The sequence below is a fragment of the Paenibacillus sp. MAH-35 genome, assembly GCF_058135425.1.
This window is the reverse complement of record NZ_JBYUPU010000046.1, coordinates 45,586-56,084: the sequence shown is the minus strand read 5'-3', so window position 1 is coordinate 56,084 and position 10,499 is coordinate 45,586. Positions and strand designations below refer to the sequence as shown.

The 10,499-nt window shown below is 46.7% G+C and carries 12 protein-coding genes, 3 pseudogenes and 1 riboswitch; of the genes and pseudogenes, 8 read left to right on the top strand and 7 right to left on the bottom strand.

Annotated elements, in window-relative coordinates:
* The coding region (locus AC3Y2E_RS29870; RefSeq protein WP_379214987.1) for a winged helix-turn-helix domain-containing protein at positions 1–125 on the top strand (125 nt) is incomplete at its 5' end.
* A gap of 153 nt (positions 126–278) precedes the next feature.
* Here AC3Y2E_RS29870 and AC3Y2E_RS29865 read toward each other — a convergent pair.
* Positions 279–716: an S-layer homology domain-containing protein gene (locus AC3Y2E_RS29865; protein ID WP_379216959.1), complete on the bottom strand. Its 438-nt coding sequence runs from the start codon at positions 714–716 to the stop codon at positions 279–281.
* 18 nt (positions 717–734) lie between these two features.
* Positions 735–788, bottom strand: a pseudogene (locus AC3Y2E_RS29860) (hypothetical protein); the annotation flags it as partial.
* Between the two features lie 257 nt (positions 789–1,045).
* Between AC3Y2E_RS29860 and AC3Y2E_RS29855 the strand changes: the two are divergent.
* From AC3Y2E_RS29855 to AC3Y2E_RS29830, 6 genes and pseudogenes are all read left to right on the top strand, one after another.
* Positions 1,046–1,477 carry a hypothetical protein gene (locus tag AC3Y2E_RS29855; RefSeq protein ID WP_379216958.1) on the top strand — a complete coding sequence of 144 codons (432 nt, stop codon included), beginning with the start codon at positions 1,046–1,048 and terminating at the stop codon, positions 1,475–1,477.
* A 324-nt stretch (positions 1,478–1,801) separates the two neighbouring features.
* A complete protein-coding gene (gene fliD / locus AC3Y2E_RS29850; RefSeq protein ID WP_379216957.1) occupies positions 1,802–2,560 on the top strand; it encodes a flagellar filament capping protein FliD in 759 nt (252 codons plus the stop codon).
* Between the two features lie 107 nt (positions 2,561–2,667).
* Entirely contained in the window at positions 2,668–2,832 is a 165-nt protein-coding gene (locus tag AC3Y2E_RS29845; RefSeq protein ID WP_379216963.1) for a sensor histidine kinase, read from the top strand.
* Positions 2,833–2,836: 4 nt separating this feature from the next.
* Positions 2,837–3,544, top strand: coding sequence for a response regulator transcription factor (locus AC3Y2E_RS29840; protein WP_379216956.1), 708 nt, complete (start codon positions 2,837–2,839; stop codon positions 3,542–3,544).
* Between the two features lie 1,230 nt (positions 3,545–4,774).
* Complete coding sequence (locus AC3Y2E_RS29835; RefSeq protein ID WP_379216955.1) at positions 4,775–5,071, top strand: hypothetical protein; 297 nt, start codon at positions 4,775–4,777, stop codon at positions 5,069–5,071.
* A 270-nt stretch (positions 5,072–5,341) separates the two neighbouring features.
* Positions 5,342–5,423 (top strand): annotated as a pseudogene (locus AC3Y2E_RS29830) ((2Fe-2S)-binding protein); the annotation flags it as partial.
* Positions 5,424–5,858: 435 nt separating this feature from the next.
* Here AC3Y2E_RS29830 and AC3Y2E_RS29825 read toward each other — a convergent pair.
* The 4 genes and pseudogenes from AC3Y2E_RS29825 to AC3Y2E_RS29810 all read right to left on the bottom strand — a co-directional run bounded on the left by AC3Y2E_RS29825 (position 5,859) and on the right by AC3Y2E_RS29810 (position 7,565).
* Complete coding sequence (locus tag AC3Y2E_RS29825; protein ID WP_379216954.1) at positions 5,859–6,125, bottom strand: potassium transporter TrkG; 267 nt, start codon at positions 6,123–6,125, stop codon at positions 5,859–5,861.
* Entirely contained in the window at positions 6,034–6,573 is a 540-nt protein-coding gene (locus AC3Y2E_RS29820) for a potassium transporter TrkG (protein ID WP_379216953.1), read from the bottom strand. The genes AC3Y2E_RS29825 and AC3Y2E_RS29820 overlap by 92 nt, the downstream gene beginning before the upstream one ends.
* Positions 6,574–6,640: 67 nt before the next feature.
* Positions 6,641–6,916 (bottom strand): annotated as a pseudogene (locus AC3Y2E_RS29815) (Ktr system potassium transporter B); the annotation flags it as partial.
* A complete protein-coding gene (locus tag AC3Y2E_RS29810; RefSeq protein ID WP_379216952.1) occupies positions 6,903–7,565 on the bottom strand; it encodes a potassium channel family protein in 663 nt (220 codons plus the stop codon). The gene AC3Y2E_RS29810 and the pseudogene AC3Y2E_RS29815, both read right to left, overlap by 14 nt.
* 132 nt (positions 7,566–7,697) lie before the next feature.
* A riboswitch (cyclic di-AMP (ydaO/yuaA leader) is annotated at positions 7,698–7,848 on the bottom strand.
* A gap of 251 nt (positions 7,849–8,099) precedes the next feature.
* Here AC3Y2E_RS29810 and AC3Y2E_RS29805 point away from each other — a divergent pair.
* Positions 8,100–9,455: a TrkH family potassium uptake protein gene (locus tag AC3Y2E_RS29805; protein ID WP_379216951.1), complete on the top strand. Its 1,356-nt coding sequence runs from the start codon at positions 8,100–8,102 to the stop codon at positions 9,453–9,455.
* Positions 9,456–9,589: 134 nt separating this feature from the next.
* Here AC3Y2E_RS29805 and AC3Y2E_RS29800 read toward each other — a convergent pair whose 3' ends face one another.
* Entirely contained in the window at positions 9,590–10,255 is a 666-nt protein-coding gene (locus tag AC3Y2E_RS29800) for a universal stress protein (protein ID WP_379216950.1), read from the bottom strand.
* Positions 10,256–10,499: the final 244 nt, after the last annotated feature.

Here is a 10,499-nt window from a genome sequence, read left to right as displayed (position 1 = left end):
CGAGAACGGTCGCCGTACACATCAGTAATTTGCGCAAAAAAATCGAGGCTGACCCTGCCAATCCGGAGAGAATCATTACGATTCGGGGAGCCGGATATATGCTGGTTGCCAGAACTGCGTTGTAAGCTAACACACGAACAACAAAATTGCAAGCTGAACTGATGGATCGGGGTCGGTCAAGATCCAGAAGAGATGCTTGATCAAACTAATCGGGAAATCACCAAGCTAAAAAAATCCCGCTTGAAAGGACTAGCCTCAAGCGGGATTTGATCTGATCATTACTCCTTGTATCCGTCTATCCTATCAAACACTTGCAGCGTCCGAATCAATACAACAGCGGCCTGCGCGCGTGTCGTTTCACCTTTCAGACTGAACTCGTTTTCGCCCGTGCCTGTCATAATGTGAAGCTTGACCATCAGGCGAACGTCTTTCAAGTAGGCGGAGTCCGCCTGGGCGATGTCCTTGTAGCCATTCAAGCTTACAAAATCCTTGGTAAGCGGCAGCTCCTCAAGTTTTACGACCGCCGCCAGCATATTTGCCATTTCTTCACGGGTCAGAGGTTGTTCTGGATTGAAGCTTGTACCGCTTACGAAGTCTAGCAGTCCAAGCTCCCTTGCTGTCGCTACCTCCTCGTAGTACCACGCTCCCGACTTCACACCGACATAAGACACTGCACTGCCGATCGATAGGCCGCGTCCGAGCGCCCGGATGAGCATGGCGGTGAACTCCGCTCTCGTAACGGTTTTGTCGGGTTCAAACCGTCCGTCCCCAACGCCTTCGCCAAGTCCCTTCGCCGCCGCAGTTCAACAAACGATTTGCCCCAATGTATGAGCAAAGCTAGCGGAAAGAACAAAAAATGTGTCAGTGCGAACTTAAAGATTTCTTTATGTTTCATATATAGAGCAATCTACTATGATAAATTAGAAGTAATATTTTGGGTTTTTGACGAAGAACAGCTAGCTGTCATGGGAGTGGTATATACAACCAGATACTTGGACTAAGGCATCGTTGCATGTGACGACATTTGTAATTAGGGGGGAATGGCGTGAATGTAAAATCCGTGCAGCCGGTCAGTGATTATTTCAAAGCGATGCAGCAATGCAAGGACGCACGCGCGACGAAGGATCAGTCGTGTTTGGCGTCTATTCGAAATATACTCATGCTGGGCAAGAAGCTACGCACCGACGAAATGGATTATTTACAGCGACATGATCCCCATCTACATGATCAAGCAATAAGCCTCTCGATGGAACGCCAAGCGTATGAGGATGCATTGCAGCATAGCCGTAACAAAGCGGATGCGAACTATTATAACACGTTCAAGCTGATGCAGATTGCCGGACAACTGAAGCATGGTGGTTCCGAGGAGCTGCTGATGCGCGCGAACGCGATTCAGGAAGCCCATCGCGAGTTCGTGCGATCGAGCAAGTATGCCTCACTGAGGTCAGAAGGATACGCACCCCGTAAATTACGATGATGAAACCATAGCAAATTTATATTGATCCAGAAATTAACATTATATATTGTGCGACAGTATGGAGGGGTAGACGGATGACGTTATCGATTAACTCGTATAACTTGATGAATTCGATTGGCAGAACGACGTCTTTGAGTTTCCAATCTTCCAATAGTTTGGGTGCGAACCCTTTATTCTCAAAGTTCGTTTCGAAGAGCAAGCCTAATGAGCAATATATCAAGACAGCAGCGACTGGGATTGTGAATTTTTTGAAATCTGTGCAGGATATGCAAGCATCGGCGCAAAAATTAATGCAGAAGGAATAACGATACGAACGCTCAAGCGTTGACCAAGCTAAGAGATGCGGTCCATGCAGCGAAGACGGGCGTAACCGCCGGTATTGTAACGGATGATAAAACAGGCAATAAGAAGCTTGAGTTAAGCAGCGACAAGACAGGAGCGGATCAGGCTTTCGAGGTTGAAGATATTACCGGCAACGCGATGTCGGCAACCGGCGTTAAGAATGCAACCCAATTAGCATCCAATGCGTCCTACAGCGTGAACGGCGGCGCAACTCAAACTTCGCAGTCGAACACGATTGATCTGGAGAAGGGCAAAGCTACGGCGACACTAATGGCACCGTCGATGAAAGCTGTAAAAATTCAAATCAAACCGGACGAAGACAAAGTCATCGCACAAGTTAAAGATCTGGTGTCGAGTTACAATACGATGCATGATCGCTTGAAAGAAGCCGGTGGAGTTATGAATTCATCTGTCCGTAAAAGCATGGAATCGTTAGTCAGCTCATCTAACTATGAGCGAATCGGTATTCACCGTAACGGCGATGGTACTCTCAAGCTGGATGAAGAGCAGCTTAAGATGAGCTTAAGCTCCAATTTCGATCAAACAACGAAAGCGATTAGCGGCAACTATGGCCTAGCTGACCGTCTAACATCAGCAGCAGAAAGATACAATGAAGTCCCGGCAAGCAGCCTGCTGAACTCGAAGGCTCGCCAGGTGCAGCAATTCGCTATGTACCAGTCATCGATGCAAATGGCTATGCTGACACAGGCAAGCGGGTGGGTCGTGAATTTGCTTTATTAACTAGATACAGGCAATAAACAACAATTTATAGATAAAGGATATAGTAGTTCAAAACCCGTTTGAGTAGATAAAAATCTATTCAGGCGGGTTTGTCCATGTAGTTGGTAGTGAAACCGACTCAGGCGGTAGCTGTGCAGGGCAGCGGGCTCGGGCTGGCGATTTGCAGGGAAATCGTACAAGCGCATGGAGGGACGGTTCGAGCGGAGAGCGACGGCAAGACGGGGTCGATATTTTATGTATCGCTTCCTTATATTATAAATAGAGGGAGGTGACGGTGTGGTAGACTCGCACAAAATCATGATCGTCGATGATGACCCACATATATGCGAGATTGTTCAGGCGTATTGCGAGCGTGAGGGTTTCATATCCTCCTACAGTCATAGCGGGACAGAGGCCATGAAGCTGCTTGAGTCTTTCGAGCCGGATTTGATTGTACTGGATATCATGCTGGCTAATGAAAACGGCATTGATTGGTGCATGAACGCACGTACCTACACGAATGCGCCGATCGTGTTTCTAAGCAGCCGTGAGGAAGACGAGGTGAAAATCAGCGCATTAACCTATGGCGGCGACGATTATGTGACCAAGCCGTTCAGTCCGGGAGTCCTCATGGCCAAGATCAAGGCTCATCTTCGCAGAGTGTCGACGGGCAGAAGAGAACAACTGCTGGAGTTACCGGGTTTGACACTGGATTTCTACGCACAGTCCGTCAACATGGGTAGTGAACCCATCTTTTTATCGAAAAAAGAGTTCAGTCTGCTGTCCTATATGGCACAAAACGTGAATCGTGTCGTTAGTAGCGATGCGTTGTTTCAGCTCATCTGGGGAACGGAGAGTCTGGAGGATACGAGAACGGTCGCCGTACACATCAGTAATTTGCGCAAAAAAATCGAGGCTGACCCTGCCAATCCTGAGAGAGTCATTACGATTCGGGGAGCCGGATATATGTTGATTGCCAGAAGTGCGTTGCAAGCGCGAACATAGCGTGCCACCCTGATTAAAGAATTCATGAAAAAATAGCGGCGTAGGGATTACCTCCCTTACACCGCTATTTTTCTAGTATTTTGAATGTTTGTTTAGTAGACATAGGCGTTGCAAAAGGATTGTTCTTGGTCTATGTCGATATGCTAGTGACCTTCGTAGAGCTTGAAACTATTCATCACCAAGGCCAGCCTGGGAAACCTCCGCCGCCAGATTCTGCACCAAGAATAACTTTATAGATTACGTTGTGTGCAGGCATTGCAGTTGAGCCTCCGTAACTTAATTCCGGACCTCCATTTATCGCTTCCCAACCGATAACCTCATAGCCTTCATAGTTATTTAACATAGGATGGGTAAACTGGGCCTCATATCGGTAGATCTCTTCTGATAGGACTTAACCTCTTCCGTCAAGGTACACCGTTCAGATCAAAGGTTGCCTTGTACAAACGCTCGTAATAGAGATTCCGGCTGATTCTCCCCCCAACTTTCATATAAAGAGCGGTTCAGACGGATAACCGGATGCGGTCTCCGTTTACAGTCAATCGATGAGCTTGAGCAAATCATAGGTGTAATACACAAACTCAGGACTATAAGGGAGTTGATCCAACAGTGATTTATAACAACTGAGCAGCATATACGACAGTGCAGTAATGGTAAAGTCGTGCGAACCGAGTCCAAGATATGTCTCAACAACTGTATTTTGGTCTATTCACTGTGTTGTTTGGCGATTGGTATTGGCATGTTAAGGCTAAGGATGTTGCGGGCAATACGGCGAATGCGATGTCGCTTTCGTCTGCGAGCGGCTTCCCCAGGATCGCTTTCGTATGTGCCGGATATGAAGCCTGTTATAGACCTCAACGGTACATCTCTTGTAACTAATAAATCCGATGACAAGGATATCCAGAAAGCATCGGTAGACGGTTTGCCCCGGGGCCAAGTGATGGGACCGATTGTAGATTTTAACATGGAGATCATAAATACCAAGGTTTTCCCCATGAGTTTGTGGATGCTCATGAGCTACGTAAGGGATCGGGGACAGCTTCCAGTATAACTGCGGCTAGACGTGGACGAAGGGCGTTCACTCTTCCCTTGGAGGACCGGGTGCGCGTTTCTTTATTCGCAGACTTCAGTCATGCAATTTACTGCTTGTCAACCATGAATGACACCTCATTAGCAATAACGATAGTGGTTCGCTATACTGAGTATTAGTAACAGGATGGGGGGGGACGCAAGATGAATTGGATTGCCATTCAGCCTTATTACAAAATTGAGAGGAGAGTAACCAGTTTTGAGCAGGTCACAGTCAAAGAAGATCGATTCATGTATTTGTTTGAGAAAAAAATAGTGACCGAGACTCATGATTTCCCAATTAAGAACGTTTTCGACCTATCGTATAAGCGAATTGGGAAAGAGGGGGGACTGTTTTACTTGCATACGTTGCAAGGCGTGTACTCCTATACGGTTGCTGGTGATCCGCAGAGCTTTATTGACGCGTTTAAGGCACTTGTTCATTCGTCAAAGGTGCTGTGACCGATTTTTTTCAGCTATTTTGGATGTTGGCCTATTCTCTAACCATACATAAGAAGGGAGCAAGCTACTTCTTGATTATCATACAATCCCCCGTTGGAAACTGGACAATATCCGCCGCAAACGCTTTGGCCACAGCTGTCGCCAGCCCCAGCAGTAGCGTTATCCCTTCATTCAGCTTACATCTCGTCAGGTTCAAATGCTCCAGCAGATCGGAAGTGACCGGTTCCGTCAGAACATGAACCGTATCACTGAATCCATGCCCGTATCTCGGCCAAGCCGGGCTGTCTGAACGGAGATTGCGGAGCATGCACGATTTCATGTGGATGGAGCCCCGATGAAATCTTGCCTGATGGAGCTGATATGTACATATTAAAACGTTCTCCAACCAATCAAATTTCAGTTGCAAATATTCAAGGATCAGCAGAGAGACAATAAAGATCGCAGCGGAGCCAATTGCTTTCCATAGCTCATTGTAGGCAATCGGTTGAACAATGGTCGTACCGATTGAGATCATGATTACAGTTGTAGCGACGCTCATCTGAGAAATTGATTTTCTCCCCGCAATACGAAGAAGCAGCATCCCGGCAATGACCAAAAAGGCTGATTTCCCAATCCAAGCCATATCCATTATGTAACCTCCCCATTTAGAATATCCAGAAATAGGGTAAGTACTTTTGTCTAGATTTATTCATCCTAATGATTCATTGGCGGCTGGTGGCAGCAACGCTGGGACTACTCCTTGTAGGAGCGGATAGAAAAAGGAGCGGAAACCCGCCCCCGTTATGGTTTAGCCAATCAGAATATGATCCTCGGGGTAGCCAATTTTGGATAAACGCTTTTTTTGAGCTAGGGCAAAGGCCAGTGTGAGGGGACCAAGTCGTCCGGCATACATGGTAATGGTCACGATGATTTTACCAAGCGGAGACAAATCGCTCGTCAGGCCCATGGATAATCCGGTTGTACTAGAGGCCGAAGTGGCCTCGAAGAGTACCTCCAGAAAGTGCTCCTCCAGCATGCCTTCCGAAACCGTCAGCAGTAGGGAGACCAAAAGCACAACGGCAAGGGAACTGGACCACAACAGCCAGTGCGCGCATGACCGTCTCGCCTGCGATTTTGCGCTCGAAGGCGTGAATTTGCCCGCCGCCGCGGAACGTATGAATGGTTGCCAGTACAAGAACAAACACCGTATTGATTTTAATGCCACCGCCGGTTCCGCCTGAAGCGGCTCCAATGAACATTAATATGATGATCAGGAATTGTGACGAGGCCAACATGCTTCCGATGTCAATGGTATTAAAACCGGAGCTTCTGGGCGTAGCCCCTTGGAACAGGGAGGCCCATACCCGCTCCCCAGCAGACAAGGAACCGAAGGTTGCGGGGTTCCAGCTTTCCAGCAAATAAATCAAGCAGAAGCCTACGGCAAACAAAATGCCGGAACCGAGCAAGACAACTTTGGCATGCAGCGATAACTTGCGCCATGAACGTTTGCGGAAAACATCCACAATGACAATATAGCACGGTCATAAAGCCAAGGCCGCCCACCTGAATCAGTATCATAATGACGACTTGTCCGAAGGTAGAGAACACACTTCCTGTATCCACCACAACCAAGCCATTCACACAAATGGCGGAGGTTGCCGTAAAGAGGGCATTCAACAGCCCGATCGATTGACCCGACGAGGATGAATAGGGGAGCGTCAAAAGCAAAGCACCGAACCAGATCAAGCCAAAAAAGACGATTAATATAAGTTGGGGAGGGCTCGTTCGCGTCTTCAGCCGGTTGACAATAGAGACAAGGATAGCGAATAGGGAACGGCTATGAATACGTTTTTCATTTCTGTTCATAGTCGTCTTCCAGGTCTCGAATATCTGAATTGCTTCCGATTATTACCAGAATATCCCCTGTATTCACTTCATCTTCCGCCTTCGGAGAAATATTGATATGAACCCCCTTCTTGATCGCCATAATCGTACACCCGTACTTGGCCCGAATATTTAATTGTTGTAGAGATTTGCCGTTCATCGCAGGTGGGGCCTTCAGTTCAACCAAATTGTGGTCGGGAGACAACTCGATGTAGTCAATCAGATTATCAGAGCTTAACTGCTTTCCAAGACGAGCAGCCATGTCTCGTTCCGGATATACAATATGATCTGCGCCTATTTTAAATAGGACCTGGCCATGCATTTCATTTTTGGCTTTGGTTGTTATTTTGGGTATATTTAATTCTTTAAGCAATAAGGTTGTTAAAATGCTCGCTTGCAAATCATCGCCAATAGCCACGATAGCATGAGTAAAGTTCCGCGCTCCAAGCTCTTTCAGCACCCCTTCATCTGTACAATCGGCTTGAACGGCATGGGTTGCTATGCCGGCTATGTCCTGAACAAGTTGCTCATCTTTATCAACGGCGAGCACTTCGTGACCATTTTGAACCAAAGTACGCACCAGGCTCGACCCAAATCGGCCCAGACCAATCACAATAAACTGTTTTTTCATGTCCTCCACATCCTTCTAAAGAAATTGATCCGTATGACGGTTTTTCCGGGAAAAGAACAAAAAAGCTTGGAGCAGAGAAATTCTGCTGCCAAGCTTCGGAATGTGAGGGCAGGACAAACCAAAGACGCATTCATGTTCTCTCTCATGACGCCTACGAGGTTAGCTGTCGGATTCGGGTCTGAGAGTCCCCGTTCTTTCTGCAAATGAAAGAATTTACCCCTGAAGCGAAAAACGCTTCGTTGGTTCCCCCGCTCCTTCATTAAGGATTAAGCGATGAATATGAAGTTGTTGTACCCTATCATAAAGCAGTTCATTTCCAAAGTAAACAGATGACCCGGATCATCCATTATCGATTGCCCCCATAGTTATAATTCCGCGCCGTCCCCCCTTGTTTCAGCTATGGGGATAAAAAATGCTTCGGATGCGAGGCGGCTTTAGGGTTGAATGCAACGGTACTTTCAGGTAATAATACGAAGATAAAGCTTAACCGGTTTCAGTTTATTTGAGCAGAGCTTGGGAAAGGGGATGATGGTTATGGCTGTACATCCATTCAGATCCACTGCACTTATTCATTTCACTTCATCACGAGTCATTCTCCTAAGTTTTGCCATTCCGATCTTGTTAGGGGCGATTTTGCTAGCTTTGCCCGTCTCTTCTGCATCCGGCAGCAGTATCAGTTGGTTGGACGCGCTTTTTACTTCGACGTCAGCCGTATGCGTTACAGGATTAGTTGTTGTAGATACAGGGACAGCCTACTCTTTGTTTGGGCAAATTGTTATTATGTGTCTGATTCAGATCGGCGGACTCGGATTTATGACATATAGCGTCCTGGTAGCGGTCGTGTTGGGCAAAAAAATAGGCTTGAAGGACCGGCTGCTTATTCAGCAATCGACGAATGCGCTGTCTACGCAGGGAGTCGTGAAGCTGTCGCTTGGTATTTTTGCGGCAGCTGTTGTTATTGAAGCGTTCGGTGCCATTATTTTAACGATTCGCTGGATGGGCGACATGGACTTTATAACCGCGCTTTATTACGGTATCTTTCACTCCGTTTCATCTTTCAATAATGCGGGATTTGGCTTGTGGTCAGATAGTTTGAGCCGATATGTAGGAGATCCGCTGATTAATATCGTAATTCCGTTGTTATTCATCATGGGCGGCCTGGGGTTTACCGTCATTCTTGATCTTTGGAAAAATCGGAGCTGGCGCAAATTGTCACTTCACTCCAAAATCGTGTTATCCACTTCTGCGATTTTATGTGCGGGAGGCTTTCTTGTAATCACAACCATTGAATCATTTAATCCTGACACGTTCGGTGCATTGACAGGATCAGAAAAAATGTGGGCAGGATTTTTTCAGGGGGTAGTGACGAGAACGGCAGGATTTAACACCATCGATATCGCATCGATGATGACGGCTTCTCAATTTTTTATGATTTTTCTGATGTTCATTGGGGCTTCCTCCGGATCAACCGGGGGAGGGATCAAGACAACTACCTTTGTCGTTCTGCTGCTCACGTTAATCAGCATTGTGACAGGGAAGCGGGATGTTCAAATCATGCATCGAAGAATTCCGCAATCGATTATTATGCGTGCCTTAGCTGTCATGGTGATATCAGTTGGCGTAGTCATCGCGGCCACCTTTCTGCTTACGTTAACCGAACATAGCCTGCAGAAGGATTTTATGGAAGTTCTGTTTGAAGTCACATCGGCCTTCGGCACAGTGGGCTTATCCATGGGATTGACACCGGAGCTTTCCGCGCTCGGCAAGCTGATCATCATCCTGACCATGTTTATCGGCAGGCTCGGGCCATTGACGCTGGCATTTGCTTTGTCGCAAAAGCAAAGTCGGGAGAAATTCCGTTATCTTGAGGAGAAGGTGCTTATTGGCTAGAGAGATCCCCTTTTTCGGGGAGCCTCTCTCCCAAGCATGGAGCTCCGGGTCAACGGGCCCGGAAGTCCGCGAGAATGATAAATCGTTCAGGCAGGTTAGCCCGTAATGGTAAGGTCAAAAAAGCTCTCACCTTGTTAAGGTGAGGGCTTTGTATCGATAGTAGATGCGATACCATCACAAATAAGATATTTCATTCCGCCATCAACTGCCTTAAAAACGCCAGTGTTGAAGTCTGTATGAACACTTCGGTAAAAGACGCCTTCGATCTTGCCAGGAACAAGGGAATTCAATCGCAGTAATAAGCGGTTCCCGTCTCTTACAAGATAGGCTTTAACCCCTGCTTCATAGTCTTCGTCTTGTTTTTGCCTCTCGCGCCGTACAGATACGATATGAATATCTACACCTTCGATGAAATGGAGAAGCTGATTAATAATGGAACCTTTCGTAATCTCTTCCCATTTGGTTTGAGCCGACTGCCCGATAATAATTTGTGTGATACGCTTTTCGTTTGCAATGTCTGCAATAACTTCTGCGACATTTCGGGAATCACTCTTTTCCACAATCAGTTCTGCTTGTAATGTTACGGCCATGGAGCTCCAATAAGCCATGTTTTTCTCCCGCGCCTCACTATACCGGTTATCATGAATCGGATCTACCGTAAGCAAGGTAAGCGGTGCTTGTAAAGCGGTAGCCAGCTTCCAGCCGCGGCGAATTAATAACTCTGAGCTTGGTCCGTAATACAGACAAACGAGTATTTTTTCTTCAGTTTCGGTTATCTTGGAGTCAGATGTTGTGATCATTTTACGTGTCCCCTGTCGATAAAATATTCGCAATAACGAGCAGAAGCTCGCATCAGGTTGCTTAAAATGGATGATGAAAACCAGAATGAAACAAAAAGAAGCCGGAAGGAAGAGGGAACTTTCCGCGAATGAAATACATGATTTAGTTGTTGATGGACATAATACGTTATTTCTATTGCAAAGTAAATCGCCAAAACAGACTGAATATCAATCCGTTTTTGCCCAGAAAGTATGAACCGGGTCC